The 22,660-nt window shown below is 36.5% G+C and carries 24 protein-coding genes and 2 tRNA genes; 10 read left to right on the forward strand and 16 right to left on the reverse strand.

The genetic code is table 11. From position 1 onward, the window contains the following. Position 1: 1 nt before the first annotated feature. On the forward strand, positions 2–448 hold the full coding sequence (locus tag BCF58_RS14505) for a DinB family protein (protein ID WP_121462912.1): 447 nt from the start codon (positions 2–4) through the stop codon (positions 446–448). A gap of 66 nt (positions 449–514) precedes the next feature. Here the strand turns inward: BCF58_RS14505 and nth are convergent, their stop codons facing one another. Next, complete coding sequence (gene nth, locus BCF58_RS14510) at positions 515–1,135, reverse strand: endonuclease III (protein WP_121462528.1); 621 nt, start codon at positions 1,133–1,135, stop codon at positions 515–517. A gap of 32 nt (positions 1,136–1,167) precedes the next feature. Here nth and bcp point away from each other — a divergent pair, with 32 nt between their 5' ends. Beyond that, positions 1,168–1,617 (forward strand): thioredoxin-dependent thiol peroxidase, encoded by a 450-nt coding sequence (bcp, locus tag BCF58_RS14515; RefSeq protein ID WP_121462529.1) that lies wholly within the window; start codon positions 1,168–1,170, stop codon positions 1,615–1,617. Between the two features lie 125 nt (positions 1,618–1,742). On the opposite strand, the gene BCF58_RS14520 is transcribed toward bcp, so the two are convergent. Genes BCF58_RS14520 through BCF58_RS14540 form a run of 5 tightly spaced genes read right to left on the reverse strand, consistent with a single transcriptional unit; the run spans position 1,743 to position 5,964 of the window. After that, positions 1,743–2,285 (reverse strand): GNAT family N-acetyltransferase, encoded by a 543-nt coding sequence (locus BCF58_RS14520; protein WP_121462530.1) that lies wholly within the window; start codon positions 2,283–2,285, stop codon positions 1,743–1,745. Then, the gene (locus BCF58_RS14525) at positions 2,245–2,916 is read right to left on the reverse strand and encodes a hypothetical protein (RefSeq protein WP_121462531.1); all 672 of its coding nucleotides are present in this window, start codon (positions 2,914–2,916) and stop codon (positions 2,245–2,247) included. Before BCF58_RS14525 ends, BCF58_RS14520 begins: the two co-directional genes overlap by 41 nt. A gap of 33 nt (positions 2,917–2,949) precedes the next feature. Beyond that, positions 2,950–4,032 (reverse strand): mannose-1-phosphate guanylyltransferase, encoded by a 1,083-nt coding sequence (locus BCF58_RS14530; protein ID WP_228434811.1) that lies wholly within the window; start codon positions 4,030–4,032, stop codon positions 2,950–2,952. Between the two features lie 2 nt (positions 4,033–4,034). Then, the gene (locus BCF58_RS14535) at positions 4,035–4,625 is read right to left on the reverse strand and encodes a SprT-like domain-containing protein (RefSeq protein WP_121462532.1); all 591 of its coding nucleotides are present in this window, start codon (positions 4,623–4,625) and stop codon (positions 4,035–4,037) included. A 1-nt stretch (position 4,626) separates the two neighbouring features. After that, positions 4,627–5,964 carry a TolC family protein gene (locus tag BCF58_RS14540; protein ID WP_121462533.1) on the reverse strand — a complete coding sequence of 446 codons (1,338 nt, stop codon included), beginning with the start codon at positions 5,962–5,964 and terminating at the stop codon, positions 4,627–4,629. 572 nt (positions 5,965–6,536) lie between these two features. Here BCF58_RS14540 and BCF58_RS14545 point away from each other — a divergent pair. From BCF58_RS14545 to BCF58_RS14565, 5 genes are all read left to right on the forward strand, one after another. Beyond that, complete coding sequence (locus BCF58_RS14545; RefSeq protein WP_170149033.1) at positions 6,537–7,535, forward strand: T9SS type A sorting domain-containing protein; 999 nt, start codon at positions 6,537–6,539, stop codon at positions 7,533–7,535. A 103-nt stretch (positions 7,536–7,638) separates the two neighbouring features. Further along, positions 7,639–9,438, forward strand: coding sequence for a M43 family zinc metalloprotease (locus BCF58_RS14550; protein ID WP_121462535.1), 1,800 nt, complete (start codon positions 7,639–7,641; stop codon positions 9,436–9,438). 150 nt (positions 9,439–9,588) lie between these two features. Further along, positions 9,589–10,833 (forward strand): bifunctional folylpolyglutamate synthase/dihydrofolate synthase, encoded by a 1,245-nt coding sequence (locus tag BCF58_RS14555; RefSeq protein ID WP_121462914.1) that lies wholly within the window; start codon positions 9,589–9,591, stop codon positions 10,831–10,833. Between the two features lie 42 nt (positions 10,834–10,875). Next, positions 10,876–10,950 (forward strand) — tRNA-Val (locus tag BCF58_RS14560). A gap of 33 nt (positions 10,951–10,983) precedes the next feature. Next, a tRNA-Val gene (locus BCF58_RS14565) sits at positions 10,984–11,058 on the forward strand. Between the two features lie 226 nt (positions 11,059–11,284). Here BCF58_RS14565 and BCF58_RS17480 read toward each other — a convergent pair. From BCF58_RS17480 to BCF58_RS14585, 5 genes are read right to left on the reverse strand one after another with little or no spacing between them, the layout of a single operon-like run. Further along, positions 11,285–11,455: a hypothetical protein gene (locus BCF58_RS17480; RefSeq protein ID WP_170149034.1), complete on the reverse strand. Its 171-nt coding sequence runs from the start codon at positions 11,453–11,455 to the stop codon at positions 11,285–11,287. Between the two features lie 59 nt (positions 11,456–11,514). Next, positions 11,515–12,486, reverse strand: a complete 972-nt coding sequence (locus BCF58_RS14570) for a glycosyltransferase family 9 protein (protein WP_228434812.1) — start codon at positions 12,484–12,486, stop codon at positions 11,515–11,517. Further along, entirely contained in the window at positions 12,483–12,902 is a 420-nt protein-coding gene (locus tag BCF58_RS14575; protein WP_121462537.1) for a SufE family protein, read from the reverse strand. The genes BCF58_RS14570 and BCF58_RS14575 overlap by 4 nt, the downstream gene beginning before the upstream one ends. Before the next feature lie 45 nt (positions 12,903–12,947). Further along, on the reverse strand, positions 12,948–14,045 hold the full coding sequence (locus BCF58_RS14580; RefSeq protein ID WP_121462538.1) for a glycosyltransferase family 4 protein: 1,098 nt from the start codon (positions 14,043–14,045) through the stop codon (positions 12,948–12,950). Further along, positions 14,042–14,269, reverse strand: coding sequence for a uroporphyrinogen decarboxylase (locus BCF58_RS14585; protein ID WP_121462539.1), 228 nt, complete (start codon positions 14,267–14,269; stop codon positions 14,042–14,044). Before BCF58_RS14585 ends, BCF58_RS14580 begins: the two co-directional genes overlap by 4 nt. 152 nt (positions 14,270–14,421) lie before the next feature. Between BCF58_RS14585 and BCF58_RS14590 the strand changes: the two genes are divergently transcribed. Beyond that, on the forward strand, positions 14,422–16,953 hold the full coding sequence (locus BCF58_RS14590) for an ATP-dependent Clp protease ATP-binding subunit (protein ID WP_121462540.1): 2,532 nt from the start codon (positions 14,422–14,424) through the stop codon (positions 16,951–16,953). Positions 16,954–17,119: 166 nt separating this feature from the next. Here the strand turns inward: BCF58_RS14590 and BCF58_RS14595 are convergent, their stop codons facing one another. Further along, positions 17,120–17,650: a hypothetical protein gene (locus BCF58_RS14595; RefSeq protein ID WP_121462541.1), complete on the reverse strand. Its 531-nt coding sequence runs from the start codon at positions 17,648–17,650 to the stop codon at positions 17,120–17,122. A gap of 106 nt (positions 17,651–17,756) precedes the next feature. Here BCF58_RS14595 and mnmA point away from each other — a divergent pair, with 106 nt between their 5' ends. Then, positions 17,757–18,944, forward strand: a complete 1,188-nt coding sequence (mnmA, locus tag BCF58_RS14600) for a tRNA 2-thiouridine(34) synthase MnmA (protein ID WP_121462542.1) — start codon at positions 17,757–17,759, stop codon at positions 18,942–18,944. A 329-nt stretch (positions 18,945–19,273) separates the two neighbouring features. On the opposite strand, the gene BCF58_RS14610 is transcribed toward mnmA, so the two are convergent. Continuing rightward, positions 19,274–19,624 carry a hypothetical protein gene (locus BCF58_RS14610; protein WP_121462544.1) on the reverse strand — a complete coding sequence of 117 codons (351 nt, stop codon included), beginning with the start codon at positions 19,622–19,624 and terminating at the stop codon, positions 19,274–19,276. 11 nt (positions 19,625–19,635) lie between these two features. After that, a complete protein-coding gene (locus BCF58_RS17485; protein WP_170149035.1) occupies positions 19,636–20,370 on the reverse strand; it encodes a glycine-rich domain-containing protein in 735 nt (244 codons plus the stop codon). Between the two features lie 99 nt (positions 20,371–20,469). On the opposite strand from BCF58_RS17485, the gene BCF58_RS14620 reads away from it, so the two are divergent. Then, positions 20,470–21,366, forward strand: a complete 897-nt coding sequence (locus tag BCF58_RS14620) for a hypothetical protein (protein WP_121462545.1) — start codon at positions 20,470–20,472, stop codon at positions 21,364–21,366. A gap of 36 nt (positions 21,367–21,402) precedes the next feature. On the opposite strand, the gene BCF58_RS14625 is transcribed toward BCF58_RS14620, so the two are convergent. Both BCF58_RS14625 and BCF58_RS14630 read right to left on the reverse strand, forming a co-directional pair. Continuing rightward, a complete protein-coding gene (locus BCF58_RS14625) occupies positions 21,403–22,146 on the reverse strand; it encodes a LytR/AlgR family response regulator transcription factor (protein WP_121462546.1) in 744 nt (247 codons plus the stop codon). A 61-nt stretch (positions 22,147–22,207) separates the two neighbouring features. Beyond that, positions 22,208–22,504 carry a 2TM domain-containing protein gene (locus BCF58_RS14630; RefSeq protein WP_121462547.1) on the reverse strand — a complete coding sequence of 99 codons (297 nt, stop codon included), beginning with the start codon at positions 22,502–22,504 and terminating at the stop codon, positions 22,208–22,210. Between the last annotated feature and the right edge of the window lie 156 nt (positions 22,505–22,660).

The following is a 22,660-nucleotide window of genomic DNA, read 5'->3' on the forward strand; positions in this document are numbered from 1 at the left end:
GATGATAATAGAATCTCTAAAATCTCTCTACACGAGGGATTTAAATAAATTAAGAACTGAAATAGAGTCTTATCAGAATGAATCCGCAATCTGGAATACGGAGAAGAATATTGCCAATTCAGCTGGGAATCTTTGTCTTCATTTAGTTGGAAACCTCAGTCATTTTATAGGAGCCGTTCTTGGAAACTCAGGCTATGTAAGAAACCGGGATCTTGAATTTTCATTAAAAAATGTTCCCAGAGCAGAATTGATCCACAAAGTAGACGAAACGTTGGATATTGTTCTAAAAACTCTTGACCAACTTAATGATCATGATTTGGAAAAAGAATATCCGCTTATTGTTTTTGAAAATAAAATGACTTCCGGATATTTTTTAATCCATCTTCTTTCTCATTTGGATTATCATTTGGGGCAGATTAATTATCACAGAAGATTGCTGGACAGTTAAAAGACGATCCCTACCTCGTCTTTTTGCTTTGCAAAAATCCACCCCTTCAATGAAGGGGAATTTTTTTTATTTATCGAACAGCATTTTTGTAATAAAATCTTTGTCTCCCTTGCCTCTTGCCGGAGAATATTCCCTTCCATAGAAAATAATCTGAAGATGAAGCTTGTTCCATACACTTTCGGGGAAGATTTTTTTGGCATCTTTTTCTGTCTCCACCACATTCTTTCCTGAGGTAAGCTGCCACTGTGTCATCAACCTATGAATATGGGTATCTACCGGAAACGCTGGATAACCAAACCCCTGACTCATTACCACAGAGGCGGTCTTATGCCCTACTCCCGGCAGAGCTTCCAGCTCTTCATATGTTTGGGGAACGACTCCTTTATGTCTTTCCAAAAGAAGTTCGGCCATTCTCTTTAAATTTTTTGCCTTTGTATTGGAAAGTCCTATCTCTTTGATCAATTCTCTGATTTCTTCCACTTCCAGTTGGGCCATCTTTTCAGGAGTTCCTGCCACTTCGAAAAGCTTCGGAGTTACCTGATTCACTTTTTTATCTGTTGTCTGTGCAGAAAGTGCTACGGCAACCATTAATGTATATGCATCCACATGATCCAGAGGAATGGGAACCTCCGGATATAATTTTTCTAATTCCTGCTGAATAAGCTCTGCTCTTTGTTTTTTTGTCATGTAACCCTTAAATTTGAACAAAATTAAACATTATGCTGCAAGTTGGAGACCAATTACCGGAATTTGAAGGAATTAATCAAGACGGAAAAATAATACGATCCTCAAAATTAATCGGAAAGAAGCTGGTTGTATTCTTTTATCCTCAAGCTAATACTCCGACCTGTACTGTAGAAGCATGCAACCTCAGCGACAATTATTCCCAGTTGAAGAAAGCCGGATTTCAGCTGTTGGGCGTAAGTGCTGATACCGTTAAAAAGCAGAAGAACTTCCATAATAAATTTGCGTTCCCTTATGATCTGATCGCTGATGAAAACCGTGATTTGGTAGAAAAATTTGGAGTCTGGCAGCAAAAAACCACTTTCGGAAAGACCTATATGGGAATCGTGAGAACCACTTTTATTTTTGATGAAAATGGAATTTGTATGAGGGTTATCGAGAAAGTAACTTCCAAAACGGCTGCTGAACAGATTTTGGAAGCATAGGCTTTTAGAACGTAATAAAATCAACTTTGTTGACTTTTTTTGCCTCTTACAATATTGGATTTATGTAATCTCTTTGCTGAATAAAGAGATGCTTCGTTTTTATTCAGAATAACAATAGGAAAATATTATTCTGTCTCGTAATACATCAACTCTTCCGTTTCATTAGGAAGGGTTACATACTTCTGGAATTTTAAGCCTAATCTTTCAATCAGTTTTTGTGAAGAGTAGTTGTCTTTTGATGTGATTGCCGAAATTTTCTTCAGTCCGAAGTCATCCATCCCAATGGATTTCACCTTTATGGCACCTTCATAAGCATAACCTTTCCCTTCAAAGCCGTCCAACATTGAGAAGCCTATATCTACAACATCAAGACCGTCTCTTTCAAAGATCCCTACTCCCCCTATTTTTTCATTTCCTTCTTTGGTAATCATTATATAATTTCCGTAACCTAACTTTTCAAACTGTGGAAGAAATTTGTTCCTGATATAGTTCTCTGCATCAGAAAGGGTTTTAATGCCGCGATCCCCGATATATTTAATGAATTTCGGGCTGTTATACAGCTCAAATATGAAAGCGGCATCATCCAAAGACATGGGACGAATAATCAGTCTTTCTGTTTCGTAAAATCTATTTTCTTTTGGTTGATCCGGTTGGTTTTTTAGACTCATCTTTGGGTTCTTCCTTTTTTTCAAGCTTTAAAAGCCTTGGGTTATTTTTACATTTTTTATTGTAAAGCTCTATATAGGTTCCGTTATCTTTTACGGTGGTAATAGCTCCTGTAGCCTTACTTACCGTCAGAGTATAATGATTTTTCTGATAAGGACATTCTGTTGAAGTCAACTTCCCAAGGTCCAGATAATAATTGACTCCATCTTCATAATAGTTTCCTGCAACATCCTTAAACTCCTCATCCACCACATAACCTTCTATTGTTGCTGTAATGGCGGCTTCTTCTGCATTATCAACTTTTCCCACGAACTCTTTGAGCGCAGCCAGATCAGTAACATATCCCATTTTTCCGGAAGATGAATAAGCAATATAAAAAAAGCTGTCTTCTTCAGGAAAAATATCAAATCCTGAAAATTGTGGTGTATATCCCTTTTTCGTACCGGAAATTTTAATTTCCTGATCTTTTCCGTAATTATTATGCACCAAAACCCAAAAATCCACTTTTTCATTAGGTATCATTCTTTGCAGAAGCCCTGGAATACTGGTGAATTTTTTCTTGGCCTGGGAATATATGAGTGTCCCCGAAACCAAGAATGCAAATAATATGATTTTGGATGTTATTCTTTCCATAGTTCAAACCCGGCAGAAAGTATGCCAATTCTCTTACATGAACTTTTCTCCCTTTTTGAAGTTTTTGAGGTCAAGAACGTAATCTTTGATCAGCTGATCGTGATCTCTCGGACAGATCAGTAATACTTTTTCCGTATCCACAACAATGTAATCCTTCAGCCCATCGATTACGACAGCTTTATTACTGTTTTTGATATGAATAATATTGCCTTTCGAATTATAGGTAAGAATATGTTTTTGCTTTACCGCATTTCTGTTCTCATCTTTTTCAGTATTTTCATACACTGAAGTCCAAGTACCAAGGTCACTCCATCCTAAATCCGAAGGAATTACATATACATTCTTTGCCTTTTCCAAAATCCCATTATCAATAGAAATTTTTTGAACTTTAGGATAAATGGTTTCGATACAGCTGTCCTCATTTTCTGAATTATATTCACACGCCATAAAATGCTGTGTCATTTCGGGAAGGAATGCTTCAAAAGCATGATGAATGGCTTTTACATTCCAGATAAAAATTCCTGCATTCCACAGGAAATCCCCACTTTCCAGAAAGCTTTGTGCTATTTCTAAAATCGGTTTCTCCGTAAAGGTTTTAACTTTAAAATATTCTGATCCTTTCTTTTCTACAAATTGAATGTAACCATATCCCGTATCCGGTCTGGTAGGAGTAATTCCTAATGTTACAAGATATTCGTTTTTAGAAGCAAGATCAAACGCAAGCTCCATTTTTTCCAGGAATACATCTTCTTTCAGGATCAAATGGTCTGCCGGCAAAACAATCATTGTAGCATCCGGATTGATCTCCGCAATTTTATTGGCCATATACAGATTACAGGCGGCTGTATTCTTGATCATGGGCTCTCCAACAATATTCTGTTCCGGGATTTCCGGTAATTGCTGATGAGAAAGGCTCACATATTCTTTATTGGTAATAACGAATATATTTTCGTTAGGAATTATTTTGCTGATCCTGTCATAAGTCTGTTGAATCATTGTACGTCCAACTCCTAAAATATCCTGAAATTGTTTTGGAAATTTCTGTGTACTCAAAGGCCAGAATCTGCTCCCGATTCCTCCTGCCATAATTACACAGTATTTATCTGATTTTGACATACTTAAGTGCATTTTTCTACCCTTGCCAAAGGTTTGAAAGAATACTTCCTTCCAGTAGCCAGGTTCTTACAAAGATAGTTTTTTTTAATCAGACCTTCTAATAAATACTTTTCTCTGCGATATATAAAATATTCCCCTTTTTGTAATTCCTGAATAAAAAGCAGGTTATCATCCTGTTTTTCAATATGAAAATATTTCACAAGATCCGGACTGGACATGAAATTAGCCTTTGGAGATTTTGAAAATTTTACAATTATAGGCTTCAATTCTTCTTCATAAACCTCAATACTTTGCAAAAGCATCTGTCTGAAAGTATCCTTCCATTCATGTCCATGGGGAGAGATTCTTTTTCCGTATTTTTCAAACGCAATTAAATGAGCCAACTCATGAGTCAGAACAAAGAAAAAAAGTTGGGGAACCAAAGTAGAATTAATGGTTATCTCATGGGAATTATCCGGAAGCTTTCTATAGTCTCCTAGTTTAGAATCCCTGTTTTTTGTAATCTTTATATGAATATAATAATCTGCAAACCAAACTTTTAAATATTGCAGTGTATGTTGTGGTAAATATTTTTCTAGGGCTTGAATAGACATTCTACAAACTTAATGGAATTCCTGCATAGAAATTCAACAATTTAAGACTGAAAAGGTAATTATATTTCGCCTGTGCCACAGATCCCTGCGCATTGGCATAATTGTTCCTGGCAACATTCACATCATAGATGGTAGACCTCCCGGCTGCATAGCTCTTATCCGCAAAATCCAACGCAAGCTTCGTACTTTTCGCTGTTTCTACCGCTGATAAATAGGTTTCATAATTGGCATCCACATCAAACTGGGCCTTCTGAACATTTTGTCTTACGGTCTGCTTTTGTTGCTCCAACGTGTTTTTGGCTATGCTTTCATTAATTTTAGATTGCTCTACCTGAAGTTTCGTAATCCCTTTATTAAAAATAGGGACATTGACTGAAACACCCACCTGCTGTCCGAAGTTATCTTTATATTGTTGGAAAAAAGCCGGATCATTAACAACATTCCCGAATTGATCGTAGCTTTTATTCAATAAATTATTATAAAATGTTCCGATACCCGCACTTGCCGTCACAGTAGGCCAAAATGCCGTTTTGGAAACTTCCGTCTGGGCTTCTGCTGCCCTGATTCTGCTTTCAGCTGCCTTAACCTGCGGCTGGGTTTCGTAAGCCGTATTTAAAACCTCATCAACGGATTTTAATTGAGATTCTAACTGATCCGGTATATTCACATCTTCTACATCAAATCCTTTATAATCCTGTAATTGTAAAAGCTGAGCCAGGGCAAATAAGCTTCTGCCTACGTTAATTTCGGCTGTTTTAAGATTTTGCTTTTCTCTTGCCAATCCCGCTTCCGCTTCTGCAAGAACCGTTTGTGCCGTAGTTCCTACCTTCGTGGTTATATTGGCTCTGTAATATTGCTTTTGTGCATTCTCCACCGCACTCTGAGAAATTTTTACAATTTCTTTATTTAAAAGTGTCGTTAAATATTGTTGAGCAATCTGTAGGGAGATATCATTTTTAATAGTTTCCACATCATACTGACTTGCCTCTACATCAAATTGAATTTTTCTGATATTCTTCTCTAATCTCCCGTTATTGTATACTAAAATATCCGCTCCTAGATTAGCGCTGTTACTGAATCGGTCGTTTCTCAAACTCCCCGTACCAAAGGATGTTTGTCCGAAACTCACGTTATTGCTCATATTTCCGGATACTGAAGGCAGATATTCTTTTCTTGCCATTTTAAGATTAGTATCCTGAATTTGTTTTGAATATTCATTTTGGATAACCTGAAGATTATGTTTTACCGCATAATCTACACATTCTCTTAAGGACCATTTTTTCTGAGCATGAATACCCAGGCAAGCTAATCCAAAAACGATGATCCAAACTTTTTTCATATTATTCTATTTATCCTATTAGACGAATCAAATATAAAAAAGTTACAGCTTAGAAAAATTAATATTTCTTTAAACACCCGGAGAAATTTTAATATTATGACAACTAGATTATTGCCTTGATATGAGAGAGAGAGCTAATTAGTGTTCTTGTTTTTTTGTTATTTTTTATAGAAAACGTGGCTTCTTATTTTGTTCAAAGCTCTTTTTAACACTGCATCTGCACTTCATTTTTTTATTTCCTCCTTTTGTATATGGGATTTATTCTGCTGCAGTAGAAATACAGTATTCCTTTTTTTGTATTGCCTTTTTACCTTTAGAATATTCGAATGAAGAGATTCTGTTCAAAAAACTATTAATATAATCCTGGCTTATTTTCAAATATTGTTTAGATTCTGATAACGGGCTATAAAAATAGGAATTAAGAAAGATACAAATACTTGGTTAGGTCGCTTCAATACTACCAGCAAGCACTTAAGCATTAAATAGTATACAGATTGCCCTGTGATTTTTTGCCCATTTCTAATATATTCTTCGGAAAATAAATGTTTAAACAAATTCTAAACTTCAAGATTATGAAAAAATTTTTATTATTTACATTCTTTACGGCGACCATTACTGTTACAGCTCAAATTCTAGAAACCGACAATTATAATACCTATACTATAGGAAACATAGGGACAGATATTACCGGTACTACTGCCGGTCAGGGCGGAATGTATACTACAGGGACCAATGGGAGCAATTCCGATTTTCAAATTTTTGCCGTTGATGCCGCCCATATCAATTCTTTACAGGTAAAAACCGGAGCGACAGCTACTGCAGCATCCAGCCGTACTGTCTCAAAAAACGGTTTGGATACTGCCTGGAACAACCGGACACCAGGAAATAATGTTATAAAAGGCACTTTGGAAATTTATACCGGAACATCATCCGGAGTTGTTAGAACAGGTTCCAGGATTTTTAGTACAACCGGACAGGGAATTATAGGAATTTTTTATAATACTTCGACTAAAGCGATAAACACGCTTGCGAATTTTACGAATAGTAGTGGCACTCCTTCCGGAATTTATCAGGCTGTAGCAGGGACCAGCTTCCCAGCTAATACCTGGATCTCTGTAGGGTATACCTATGATCCTATCAATGCTACCGCTACCTATACTATAAATGGTATGACTTATCCCATAACTCCACCGGCCGGATCCACCATTACTCCTGGTCTGGTGCCTCTGAGACATGATATTACAGGTTTATTTATTACAGGAAATAGTGTTGTCAATACTTTTGCAGTAGATAATTACAGTATAGAGGCCATTAATCCTGCAACATTATCAGCCAATGAGGTGTCAGATAAAAAACTATTATCCATTTCTCCCAACCCGACTTCAGATTATTTAACCATTAACTCTAAAGAAAAAATAAAATCTGTACGTGTTTTTGATGTCTCCGGCAGAAAAATCAATCTAAGGTATGATGGAAACGTACTGGATGTCATGAATTTAGAAAAAGGAACTTATATCCTTACCATCCAAACAGACCAAAATACTTTTTCTAAAGAGTTCATTAAAAAATAATTCAAAAGAATCTATATAAAACATTTCTGAAAAACAGAAACCAAAGTCTAAAAACTTGGTAATCATTAAGTTTTTTTCTATAAAAATTTATAATACAAATATTATGAAAAATTATTTACCAATATTTTTTTTTCTGTGCTTTTCATTTACTTTTTCACAAAATACTAAAAGTAGTGATGAGTGTGGTACCGACAAGATCATGAATGATCTTTATGCCAAACATCCTGAATTAAAAATAAAAGAAGACGCTTTTAACCAGGCTCTTTCAAAAAGGATCAAAAGTGGGGAATTCAGTCAATTTTATTCCAAAACCACACAACTGTATGAAATTCCGGTTGTTGTTCATGTGGTAAGCGATGGAAGCCCTCTAGGTACATCCTGCAACAGGACAGATACGGAAATTATCAACTGGATCAATCATGCAAATGAAATTTATGCCGGGAATGTAGCCCCTTCGGGAATGAGCTCTCCTATTCCTGTCAAATTAGTCCTTGCTAAAATTGATCCTAACTGTAATCCTACTAACGGAATCAACAGGTTTACCGTAACCCTTCCCAATTATGTAAATTATGGGGTGGATACGGATCCCGGACAGGCCGGAATGTATCAGCTGGATCTTACCGCTTTGGGAAAATGGGACCCTTCAAAATATTACAACATTTATATAGTGAAGGATACTGCAGGAGGGGGAGCTTCCATTGGTGGGTGGGCCGCTTACGCATGGTTTCATGGTGACAGTAATGATCATGCCATCATTAATTATACTGCAGTAACATCGCCTTCACGACATCATGTCCTTTCTCATGAGTTTGGCCACGCAATGGGCCTGTATCATACTCAGCAGGGGTCTTCCGGGACTACCTGCCCTGCAAATACTGATTGTACTTTAAATGGGGATAAGGTCTGCGATACTGAACCCAATACCCTTTCATCAGCAAACACCACTCCCTGCCAGGCAGGGCAGATTAATCCTTGTACAGGCGTAATCTATGCTGGAGCCGAAGTTAATATAATGACCTATACCGCTTGTACCCGAGACCGCTTCACTGCAGGGCAAAGGGACAGGGCCATTGCAAACCTTCTGCAATACAGACAAAGCTTACTTAATTCACCTGCGTTAGGCACTACCTCAAGCAACAATAATGTTTCTTTAACTCCGGCTTGTATTCCGTCCACAATTACGAGTCCTAGCAATTTTGATTATGGAATTACCTCTGTTAAGTTTGGTGACATTAATAACTATTCCCTAACTTATCAGCAGAACTTTAACAATTTTTATGAGAACTTCATTGGCAGTTATTGTTTGGGTAAAGCGACCACGACAATCCCGTTAACGACACCAACTACAATTACTATTGCTCCTGGCCCTGCAAGCCCAAATAATCCTGTACATATTATACGAGCTTATATAGATTATAACAATGATGGACAGTTTAATGAAACTACAGAAATAGTGGTGAACCAAACTGTATCATCTGCTGCAGTAGTAACTACCTCTATTACCCCTCCTGCGAATGCAGTATTAAATACACCCTTAAGACTTAGAGTTATTGGAGACAGTAATAATTTTGCTTCTACCGTTAATGCATGTTACAATCCTACCCGGGGGCAAGTAGAAGATTATGCCGTAATCATCCAGGATCAAACCTTATCGGCAGGGAAATCAGTACAAAGCAATAATGGTACAATTATTACAAAAATCAACTCATCGGTTTATGTAAAAAGTAATAACAAAATCTCATCAGTTACTGTATATGATTCTTCCGGAAGAAGAATACTGGCGAATGAAAATATAAACTCTACAGAGTTTAACTCATCTCCTTTAAGAACAGTGAATGCGATTATTTTTGTAAATGTTACTTTAGAAAACGGTAAAACAGTTGCTAAGAAAATAAAATTCTAATTATTGAATGATTTCATATCTGTGAAGAGAGCCCTTAAAGGCTCTCTTTTTTGTTTGATCCCTCAAATGAATTTTTTGGCAGTAATTTATGTGTAATGATTATTTTTGCCCCGTGTAGCATTTCACAAAAACTTTAAGACAATGTGCATCATGACAAATACGCAATACCTGGAAGCCGTAGAATGGCTTTTTGTACAGGCTCCCAACTATCAGACTGATGGGCAGAAGGCCTATAAACCCGGTTTAGAAAACATCACAAAACTTTGCGCTTTCTTTGATAATCCCCAGGAAAAAATACAATGTATCCACATTGGAGGAACTAATGGAAAAGGATCTACCAGCAACATGCTGGCTTCAGTTCTTCAGGAATCCGGTTATAAAATTGGTTTATATAACTCGCCTCATCTTATTGATTTTACGGAACGTATTAAAATAAACGGTAAAAACTGCGATAAGGAATTTGTTTTTAATTTTATCCAAAAGCTTAAAAATCTTCCGGAAGATATTCGTCCTTCTTTTTTTGAGTTCACTACGATTATGGCTTTTGAATATTTTTATCAGCAAAAGGTTGATTTCGCCATTATTGAAGTCGGTTTAGGAGGCCGGCTCGATTCTACGAATATCATTAAACCATTGGTTTCTGCTATCACCAATGTTCAATTAGATCATCAAAATATTTTAGGAGATACGATTGAAGAAATTGCCAGGGAAAAAGCAGGAATCATTAAAAACAATACCCCCATTATTTCCGGAGATGAGAATGAAACAGTACAAGATATCATTAAAGAAAAAGCAGAAGAGGAAAATGCCCAGTTTATTGATGCAAGTTTGTTAAAAACTGATTTTTCTTCTGATTTAAAAGGAAATTATCAAGGAAAAAATATCAGGGTTGTTGTTGCACTGGTTGAGGAATTGAGAAAGCTTGATATCACCATTACCGGCAATAATCTGGAAAAAGGCTTATTAAACGTTCATAGAAACACAGGATTTATTGGCCGTTGGTTTGAGTTTTCAAAAGATCCCCTGACAATTTGTGATACGGCCCATAATCAGGCCGGCCTGGAACAGGTTTTTGCTCAATTAAATTCTATTAAAAAGCATAAGCACGTTATTTTAGGCTTCGTAAATGATAAAAAAATAGATGACGTTATGAATTTATTGCCTGAAAATTCTGACTTTTATTTTGCAAAACCTTCTATTAACAGAGGAAGGGATCCGAAAGAGTATGAAGACCTGCTTCAAAAAGCAAAAATAAATTATAAAATTTCAAATTCCATACAAGAAGCTTATCTTTCTGCTAAACAAGAATGTACAAAGGGAGAAATGATTTTTATCGGTGGCAGCAACTTTGTAGTCGGAGAATTTTTAGAAAAAAATTTGGAGATTTCCAGATAAGTCGTATATTTGCACCACTCTAAACGAGAAAACAAGTATAGAGGGTTCTTAGCTCAGTTGGTTCAGAGCATCTGGTTTACACCCAGAGGGTCGGGGGTTCGAATCCCTCAGGACCCACAGAAAAGGAAACGAAACCTTTCAAAAAAATTCGGGTTCTTAGCTCAGTTGGTTCAGAGCATCTGGTTTACACCCAGAGGGTCGGGGGTTCGAATCCCTCAGGACCCACAGAAAAAACCGCAACATCTGTTGCGGTTTTTTTATTTTCATTCTCTTTTTAAGATTAAAAAACTTCCCTTGACGAAGGGAAGTTAGAAGATAGTTTGTTAAAGATGAAAATATAATGGATTGATTTCGTTTTAAAAATAATAATATTTCAGCATTAAGATTATGATTGTAATCATAAACCAAAAGCCACAACGGATTGTTGTGGCTTTTTCATCTTAGCATATTGCTATTTTTTATATTGTCCCGGGGCATACTGTTTGGCAGATTTTGCTCCTGTTGCTTTCTTAACCTGGCCCGGAGGAAGCCCATGATTTCCATTAGGCTTCAAACGTGGAACGCAAGAAGTAATAAACAATCCTATCAGAGCTATTGCTCCTATTTTTTTTATTAATTTCATAATCGTATTTTAATTATATTATTAAAATATTATGCCAATTAAATTAATTACTTTTTATTTTATAAATTAATCTTCTCTATAATCTTCTGAATATTAAGCTCCTCAAGACACGCCCAATCTCCCCTGTAGCATTCTTTGTCACCAAATACCGAACACGGCCTGCAGCTTAAATCTTTTACCTGAACCACATCATCTTCACTTTGTCCAAATCCGAGAAAACCCGCATAAGGATGAGTTGCCCCCCAGATAGAAACACATTTTACCCCCATTAAACTGGCCAGGTGCATATTAGCAGAATCCATTGAGATCATTAATTCTAATTCTGAAATTTTAGTAAGTTCTTCCGTAAGGCTTAGCTTACCTGCCAAACTTTTTGTATTAGGAATCTCTTTTTCCCATTGGTCTAAGGTTTCGGTTTCCTTTTTTCCGCCTCCGAAGAAGTATAACTGATGTTTTTGTGCTAAAACCCGCGCGAGCTCATATGATTTTTCCAAAGGAAGCATTTTACCCTTATGTTGAGCAAAAGGAGCAAAGCCTATTCCCGATTTAGGGGAAGAATTTGGTCTTAAGCGGTTAGAAAGCTCAACTTTAAAACCCATTTCACGGAAAACATCAGCATACCGCTCAACGGTAGTTTTCAACTGTTCTTTTTCCAGATTCCAGATATCGGTTAATTTTTCTTTTTCTTCCTTGCCTTTATTAATTTTAAACACCTTCATCCCTTTTCTCCTGCATATCTTATCCAGAATTTTGGTCCGGATTACATCATGCAGGTTTGCAATCATGTCCGGGTGAAATTCTTTCAAAAGTTCATTGGCAAGCCTGTTCAATCCAAAAAAACCTTTATAATCATCCAGGTTAACTCCTTTGAATATGACATTGGGTATATCAGAAAATAAGTTCTCAAAATTTTTCCTGGAAACCATTACTATTTCCACATCCGGATTTTGCTCCAGGAATTCCCGGAAAACCGGTGCTGTCATCGCAACATCACCAAAAGCAGAAAAGCGATATGCTAATATTCTGGTCACGACTTAAGCTGATAAGCGACTGCGTAAAATTTAATCTGTTTGGTCATAGCCATTAAGCCATTGGCTCTGGATGGCGAAAGAAATTCCTGTAATCCTATTTCTGAAATAAAATCGAAATCAGAATCCAGAATTTCCTGAGTAGAATGTCCGCTATAAATACTTACCAATAAAGAAACAATCCCTTTAGGCAAAATACCATCAGAATCTGCATCGAAAAACAGTTTTCCATCTTTGAATTCGGCATCGATCCAAACTTTGCTCTGGCATCCTTTAATCAGGTTTTCGTCCGTTTTTTTATCTGCAGAAAGTCCTTTTAATTCTTTTCCAAGATCAATAATATATTCATACTTCTGCTCCCAATCGTCAAGAAAGGCAAATTCGTCGATAATTTCCTGCTGTTTTTCCTTAATGGTCATGTTAACAATTTCTTTATGCAAAGATAACCAATTTGTAAAGAATATTTATGAAGATGCTTTTTGAAAAACATTCAATAATTTCACTTCTTCATTTTCCCAGCAAAACACTTCCGCCGCTTTTTCCAATTCGTTTTGATAGTTTTTTCTTCCTTTGTTTAAAACGTCTTTTACTGCCTCTGCAATGTTTTCGGGCCTGTGGTCTTTAATAAGTTCTCCTATATCAAACTGATCTTTAATATTTCTCATTTCCGGAAGATCTGAAAGTATTAAGGGAACCCTGGCCTGAATAGAATCCAGCACTTTATTGGGTAAAGAATAAAAATAGCTTTCCCCTCCATTTTCCTCGATACTCATGGAACAGTCTGCTGTTAAAGTAATATTTATTAAATCTTTGGGTAGCAGCTTCCCCAGAAATGTAACTTTATGCTGAAGGTTTTCACGCCCTGTCAATTCTTCATATTCTTTTTTTCTGGGTCCATCCCCTGCAATGTAAAACATCACATCTTCCAGATGATGCATGGCCAGAATAGCTTTATCGATTCCACGAAACGGATTGATCACGCCCTGGTATAAAAGAATTTTCGGATGGTTGTCATACAACTCCTTATCGAAAGTTAATTTTCTTGGCGCATTTTGCACAACAGCAGGGTTTATTCCATATTTCTTTTGAAACCATTTTGCATAGCTTCCGCTTGCCGTAATCATGAATTTCAGCTCCGGAATTACCTTTTTTTCAAGGTATCGCCATATTTTTTGTGACATTTTGCCTTGAATTGCAGGCATTTCGGAAAAAATTTCATGACTGTCGAAAACCAAGGGGATGTTCAGTTTTTTGGCAATAAGGTAATTGGGCAATAAGGCATCAATATCATTGGCATGAAGAATCGTATTCTGATCCGCTTTTCTTTTTAATTCATGATATAGCTTCCAATTGAATTCAAAATAGGCGGTTTTCAAGCTTTTTGAAAATATTTTAATCCTGGAAAAAGGATAAGGCCGTTCCATTTTTTCTTCTCCCTTCCAATTATTTCCTATCAGTTCAATCTCATAGCCGTTTTCATACAATGTTCTGCAGACCTTTTCAATTCTTTGATCCGTATGCAAATTGCTGAAAGCTGAAGTAATGATTTTTTTCCGTTTCATTGCTTTTTCTTGTCTGCTATCAAATGATAAACCTGTACAAAGCAAAGTAAGGCATTGGGAATAATAACCGGCCAAAGCATTCCACTGAATATGCCATAAATGACAAAACAGATACAGCCTACCATATTTACGATCCTGATTTTTCTTAAATTTTTCAAAGCAAAACTCAGTACAATAAAAAAAGAGGCAGCATATCCGATATAGGTGGCAATTTCAGGGCTCATGCAAAATTTTTAAAGGGAAACAAACTTAGTCATTTTCAATAAGATAATAAAATTTTTTGTGACATAAAGTCATTAATTGATTTTTGGTAAAATATTTGTAATTTAGATAATGAATAAAGATGATTTTATCTTTATTCTAATTGAGATATATTATGGATTATAAGTTTTCACAAGGTTTGAGCCAAGTGTTCAAACAGAGCAAGAATGAAGCAAAAAGGCTGAAAAGTGAATTTCTTAATACAGAACACCTTCTTTTAGGTATTATAAAAACGGAAAACTCTGCAAAAGAAATCCTTCAGAACCTTAATGCGGATTTAACACAAATCAGAAGAAAAATTGAAACTTTAAATACAGCAAGTCTAAATCCTATTTCTGAGGAGGTTACCAATATTTCTTTCACTAAGATGGCGGATCACGCCGTCAAACGTGCAGAGTTAGAATGCCGACAATATAAAAGCAATGAAATTAATACCGTTCACTTGCTTTTGGGTATTCTTTATAAATATGAAGATCCTACTTCGAATATTCTGGGAGCTTATGATATTGACTATGAGGGGGTTTCAAGAGAGTACCAGACTATGCTTAAAAATTCCGGACAGGCACCTCAAATGAGCGCTTATGATGATGATGAAGAAAGAGAAGAATTTGAGCAGATGAGGAAGCCGACAGGAAATTTAGGCTCTGCGAAAAGTAAAACACCTACTTTGGACAATTTTGGTAGAGACCTTACTTCTTTGGCAAGAGACGGAAAATTGGACCCTGTTATCGGACGCGAGAAAGAAATCGAAAGAGTTTCTCAGATCTTATCACGTAGAAAGAAAAACAACCCTCTTCTTATCGGAGAGCCGGGAGTTGGTAAATCTGCGATTGCTGAAGGTCTGGCTTTAAGAATTCAGCAGAAAAAAGTTTCAAGAGTTCTTTATGGTAAAAGAGTGATCACTTTGGATCTGGCCAGTTTAGTAGCCGGAACCAAATACCGTGGTCAGTTTGAGGAGAGAATGAAAGCCATCATGACGGAACTGGAGAAAAACAGGGATGTGATCTTATTCATCGATGAGCTTCATACAATTGTAGGTGCAGGAAGCTCCACAGGAAGCTTAGATGCATCCAATATGTTCAAACCTGCTTTAGCAAGAGGCGAGATTCAATGTATTGGGGCGACGACCTTGGATGAATACCGTCAATATATTGAAAAAGACGGAGCATTGGAAAGAAGATTCCAGAAAGTAATGGTGGAGCCTACCTCTATTGAAGAAACCATTCTGATTCTGAATCAGATTAAGGATAAGTATGAAGAGCACCACAATGTAATTTATACTCCTGAAGCTATTGCTGCGTGTGTCAATCTGACATCGAGATATATAACAGACCGTTTTCTCCCTGATAAAGCAATTGATGCCATGGACGAGGCAGGTTCCCGTGTTTATATTAAAAACATGAAGGTTCCTACCGAGATCATTGAGTTCGAAAAGAAAATTGAAGACATTAAGGAATTGAAGCAAAAAGCCGTAAAGGCTCAGGATTATCTTGAAGCCCGAAAGCTAAAAGATGAGGAAGAACGTCTTCAGATGGAGCTTAATGCCGCCCAGGAACAATGGGATAAAAATGTAAAAGAGAAAAAAGAAACCGTAACGGAGGAAAATGTTGCTGAGGTGGTTTCCATGATGAGTGGAGTTCCTGTAACCAAAGTGGGTAAGAATGAGCTGGATAAATTAGCTCAAATGGATGATAAGCTGAATGGAAAAGTGATCGGTCAGGAAGATGCTGTGAAGAAGGTTGTTAAGGCCATTCAGAGAAACAGAGCTGGTCTTAAGGACCCGAACCGTCCGATCGGTACATTTATCTTCCTGGGAACAACCGGGGTTGGTAAAACAGAGCTGGCTAAAGTAATGGCAAGAGAACTGTTCGATTCCGACGAAGCATTGATCAGAATTGACATGAGTGAATACATGGAGAAATTTGCGGTTTCAAGATTGGTTGGTGCGCCTCCGGGATACGTAGGATACGAAGAAGGGGGACAATTGACTGAAGCGGTAAGAAGAAAACCTTATGCCGTGGTTCTTTTGGATGAGATTGAAAAAGCTCATCCGGATGTATTCAATATCTTATTACAAATCCTGGATGAAGGACACGTTACGGATAGTTTAGGCAGAAAAATTGATTTTAGAAATACAATTATCATTCTGACGTCCAATATCGGAACAAGAGATCTTAAAGATTTCGGAGATGGTGTAGGATTTGGGACATCTGCTAAAAAGTCAAGTTCAGATACAAGAGCCAGAAGCACTATTGAAAATGCCCTTAAAAAAGCATTCGCACCTGAGTTCCTGAACAGAATTGATGATATTATTATCTTCAACTCTCTTGAGCAGACAGATATCAAGAGAATCATCGATCTTGAACTGAACAAGCTTTACAACAGACTTGAAAAATTAGGATATAAAGTTGAATTAACTGAAGATGCTAAAGACTTTATTTCTGAAAAAGGATGGGATAAGGACTTTGGAGCAAGACCATTGAAACGGGCGATCCAGAAGTACATTGAGGATTTATTGGCCGAAATGCTGGTAAACAAGCAATTAAATGAAGGAGAAACAGTAGTTCTTGATGTTAACGAAGCCAAAGATGCTTTAACAGGCAAGACTTCGAAATCAAAAAAATCTGCGGCTGAAAAGTCTTCTTAGAAATAAGTAAATAATGTAATATAAAAAAGCACCGGGAATTTTTCGGTGCTTTTTATTTTCATTCCGGCAAAACCTGCGAGGATATGTATGGTAGACAGGCTTTATTTAAGATTCATCCTGATTAATCAGCAAAATAATACCTTACCAGGCAATTAAATGAGCCTATTTAAAGTCCTACTACAAAGCCTATATTAGGAATAAGACCGCTTGAGAATACACTTTCATTCTCTTTCCACAGCACATTATACATAATCCCAATCTGCATAAAAGAATTATTCCCTATTCTCTGCATATATCCACCTCCAAGGTATAATGCCGTTTCTTCTTCATTTACCTTATAGTCATAGTATTTATCCTTAAAATTGATAAAATAATGCTGAAGATTAGCTCCCACATAAAAGGATCTTGCAAAATAGTAGTTGGCAAAAGGGCCAACTCCGAACATCGTGGATCTATAGTAATCCGAAGTCTGCCAGGAAACACTTCCCATAACACCTCCTTCCAGATCATTCGTAATTCTGTATCCGACTCTCGGGGAAGCCTGTAAATAAAATGAGCTCTGGCTTCCAAAGCCTAATCCGATCCCCCCTCCGAAAGTCCATCTGTTATTACTGTTTTGGTCCGTTGTTCCTATAGAAACCTGAGAGAATATTGATCCTGAAATTATCAGCATCAATGGGATAATAAATTTTTTCATATAATATTGTTTTTATCGATGCTTAAAATTATAACTTTTTTTGAGAAAAGGATTATTGTAATTTTGCACCCGTTAAGATAAAGATAAAACTTTATCTCCAAATAATATGAAAGTAGTCGTAGGATTATCCGGAGGTGTAGATTCCAGTGTTACAGCATATTTGCTGCAACAGCAGGGTCACGATGTTGTGGCATTGTTCATGAGAAACTGGAACGATGCTTCCGTGACGCTGGAAGATGAATGCCCCTGGATTGAAGATAGTAATGATGCCCTGATGGTAGCACAAAAGCTGGGAATTCCTTTCCAGGTGATCGATATGAGCGAGCTTTATAAGGAACGCATCGTTGATTATATGTTTGAGGAATATGAAAAAGGAAGAACTCCCAATCCGGACGTATTGTGTAACAGGGAAGTAAAATTTGATGTTTTTATGAAGACAGCAATGTCCCTGGGTGCGGATAAAGTGGCAACGGGCCATTACGCGAGAGTGACTTCCTCTTTTGACGAGGACGGAAAAGAAATTTTTCATCTTTTAGCAGGCAAAGACAATAATAAAGATCAGTCTTATTTTCTTTGTCAGCTAAATCAGGATCAATTGTCAAAAGCATTATTTCCTATCGGAGAGCTTACAAAACCTGAAGTAAGGGAAATTGCCAAAGAAATCGGCTTGGTAACAGCAGACAAAAAAGATTCTCAGGGATTATGCTTTATAGGCAAGGTAAGCCTTCCCCAGTTTTTGCAACAGCAGCTGGTTCCTAAAGAAGGTGAAATTGTTGAAATCTTCAACAATTCTCCTTTATTTGCAACGGAAACACCTGCATTTTCTTCCAAACAAGAAGAACTGGAATTTTTATCTAAAAAAATCAACTATAAAAAAACTGACGGAAAGGTAATCGGAAAGCATCAGGGAGCTCAATTTTTTACGATCGGACAAAGTAAAGGGTTAGGGATCGGCGGACACAAAGAAAGCTGTTTTATCATTTCAAGAGATATGGAAAACAATATTCTTTTTGTAGGAGAAGGCCATGGTTTTCCCGGTCTATTTAGGAAAGCTTTAAAAATTGATAATTCCGAGGTTCATTGGGTTCGTGAGGACTTAACCTTGAAAAACGGAGAGTCTATGGAAGTTTCTGCAAGATTCAGATACAGGCAACCGTTACAAAAAGCTACACTCTATCAGTTTGAAGACGCTTTTTATATTGAATTTGAGGAAGCACAATCCGCTATTGCGGAAGGACAGTTCGCATCATGGTATATAGATGAGGAGCTCTTAGGAAGTGGAGTTATTTCATAATTATGAAAGTTTTTTTGTGAAAAATTCTGATTTTATGCTAACTTTGCGTAACACAAAAAAACATAATGAAAACTTCGTTAAAAAATTATTCCGTCCAAGCCGGCATTTTATTAATGCTATTAGCGGCTTTCTTTTTTGGATTTAATCTGTATAAGGTTATTGCCCATTTTAAGAGTTCAGACTTTGCACAAACTCTTCTTTTTTCCGCAATTGCTATTACGATCATTAGTAAGTTGTGTAGGACACTAAAAGAAGAATAATACAATTTTTTAATAAAATCCCAAAGCAGTTTTGTTTCGGGGTTTGTTTTTTTGATAAGTAAACGGTATTTATATGATTTTACTGTTTATCTTAACAGATCTAAGAAACATCATTATTCCTATTTCTCCTATTAAAATTATTGTAAGATAACCGATTGGTTTTCCTAGCATTACCCCTTTTATCCACTTAATAATTCCAGCTATGAGAATGAGGATCATGAAGAAAAATGTAGCTTTCGAAATGCTTTCTTTAGAAAACTTCAGCATAAAAACCGTACCATAAAATATCACCAGAAGAATCAGATAAAATTCTAAAAAATCTGGCCCCTTTAAAGAAAAAGGATTGTAGGTGTGATGCTCTGTAATTAGCCAGTATAGACTTACTCCTACTGAAACTGAATGAAATATTAACCTTTTCATATCATTATTTTTTAGCCTCCACAACCACCGCATCCTCCACAACCACCACAACCGCCTCCACAGCCACCTCCGCTACAGCTTGAACCACCACCGCTACAGCCTCCTCCATCATTCTGATTGTCTTTTTTATGATGGTCTGAAACTTCATTGTCTCTTATGTTTGATATTATGACCCCAAAAATAAAAATGATCCCAAATACAACTGCTGTAACAAGCATCCCCATATTGGTTTCTTCCGTACAAGAATACAATAGCAGTAAAATTAGGATTGGAGAAAAGGAAACTATTCTTTTTAACCATGATGCTTTGCTAGATTTTTCTTTCCCTGCACTCCAGATTTCTTCAGGGGCTTCATGGTGAAATATTTTGCGGTAGCTTTCCACAGTATCCGTGAACCAGCTCTGATGTTTTTCTCTTTCTACGGTTCCTCCTCTTGAAGGATGATGATGCAGTTTTCTTTGTAGAATATTAGGACAAAAGTCTTCCCAGTAATTCTGAGTGTAAATAAGATGCATATGCCATACTTTATCTACAATCTCGCTTGGTGATGCACCATTCGGCAAAATACAGCAGAGATAGATAAATTTTTTGTACTCTTCTATTGCTTTTTTAGTAAAGTCCAATGTCCAGTTTTCTTCTTTGGCCAGCTTTTTCGAAAAAGGAAATTCAGAATCCGGAGCATCTAATGAAAATTCCCGGATCTTGTTCCAAAGGGATTCATCTCTTACTATGATTGTTGTTTCCATTGTTTTAACTTTTATTTCTACTCAAATTTGCATTGATTTTACAATATAAAAGTCTTGTGAAAATCTCTTTTAGAATTAAAAAAATCTTAATTTAGTCTTATGAAAAAAGAAGATATAATACATCTGGAGAAATTAATGAATTTCTTAAGCTTTCATTTTTTGAAAAAAAATCATTGGGAAGATGTTACAAAAACCGAATGGTCATACATTGTGGCAGAACTTAATGACCTCATCAGTAATGACCACAGAGAGAAAGGCATAAAGAAACAACCTGATCTCTTAGGTTCCAATTACCTTTATGAACATTTGATTATCAATAAATTAAAGAAATACCATCAAAACGAGAATGCTGTTTTAAGTAAGCCTAATCTTGCCAAATTAAGTTTGATTGTCAAAGTGTTGGGATATTCCAATTATATTGATTTCATTAATTCGCATACCGGCTCATTTAATTTCAATGATTTACGGATCGATATGGATAATGTGAAACAAAATACGTCGCTTTTAGATAAACTGGTAGGCTGTTGGTACTCCTATAACAGAAATTTGCCGGATAATCCTTTAGAAGCCAAAGATGACCGGATATGGCGTTCCGCCATGGAAATCTATAAGTCTGAAACATCGGGAGAATATTATATAGAAAGAAGCGGCGGAGATCACCATAAGTATTTTGGAAAGGTTACGGCATATTCAGATTATGTGTTCATCATTATGAACAGCAATACGTTTATCCGTCAAAGACATTTTATCTCAAGGATAAAAGATATCAAAGAAAAGCTTAAAAATCCAGAGTATAAGCTCCATGAATTGCATTTTATAAGTACATGTATCAGCTTTAATCAAGAGCCGATTGCTCTTTTCGAGATCTTTCAAAAGGCGGACAGAAAAAATTTTGTCCCCGATTCCATCAGCTTTCCGATTGACAGCGATGAAATTCCTTCATCCATCATAAAACAGCTTGAAAATACTGAAGCTAACAGAATTGATTACAAGTAGTTGCGGGATTCGAGATCACAAAACCCGTAACCCGGATTAACTTACCAGCCACTCCTTAAAATCTTTCACTCTGTCCCTGCTTACTGTAATCTCATCCTGTGGCTGAAATTCAAGATCAACCTTGTAATAAGGAGAAGTATGAATATTTTTAATATAATCTGCATGGATGATGTATTGCCTGTTGACACGGAAAAATTTTTTCTCATCCAATACATCTTCCAGCTCATCCAACGTAAAATCTGAAGGATAGCTTCTTTCATTGGTCTGCAGATAAACAATTTTATTTTCACTGAAAAAACAGCTTACTTCGTCGGCCTGAATAATTTTCAAGTTGTAGCCGATTTTTACCAGAATTCTGGAAAGCGTGGTTTTGTCTTTTTTTATTAATTCCTTGATTTCCCGGGAACTGACAGACTGATCTGAAGGAATAAATGACTTGAATTTCTCGATCGCTCCAGAAAGGTCTTCTTCCAGAATGGGTTTTAACAAATAATCAATACTGTTTAGTTTGAATGCTTTCAAAGTATATTGATCGAATGCAGTGGTGTAGATAATGAATCCTCTGGTAGGTGTTTTCTCGAAGATATCGAAGGAAAGCCCGTCACCCAGGACAATATCTGAAAAGATGAGCTGTGGGTGTTCATTTTGTGAAAACCACTCTATTCCTTCTTCTACAGATTCTATTTTGGCAACGATCTGTATTTCAGGAAAAAGGCTCAACATTCTTTCCAATTTCCTTGAAGCGGGCTTCTCATCCTCAATGATTACAGTTTTGATCATTGGTTAAAAGTTTTTTATTAAAAAAGCTGAAAATAAAATTAGGTAAAAGTAGCCGATTTTCTTAGAAATCTATTGGTTTTTTGCCATCCTTTTCCATCAGTTCTTTAATTTTTTTCTCTTCCCAGTCTTTTCCGATTCCAAATACATTAATGGCATGTGCTGTGAGGCCTATCCCCCATCCCAACATTGGCCAGTAAAACCATAAATGCTCCGGAGAAGTTAGCAGATTAATAATCAATAAAAAGGGAATAACCAGGCAATAGGAAGTAAGATTCCCGTAAAATCCTTTCAATTCTTTCACTCTTCTTGCTGCTTTTTCGTATGCCAATGTTTCATTGTTGAATGATGTTGTTTCCATATTATTTGTTTTAAAATTAAAAATGTATTGATTTTCTTGATTCAAATGTACTATAGAATAGCTCTTTTAATCAACTTTATCTTACTGAGCTGTAGAAAATGCTTCCCGAATAGCAAAAATCCCGTTTCAGCAGAACCGGGACAATATCTCGATGGT

Origin of the sequence: Chryseobacterium defluvii (genome assembly GCF_003634775.1) — a bacterium.
In the GTDB taxonomy this organism is placed as follows: domain Bacteria; phylum Bacteroidota; class Bacteroidia; order Flavobacteriales; family Weeksellaceae; genus Chryseobacterium; species Chryseobacterium defluvii.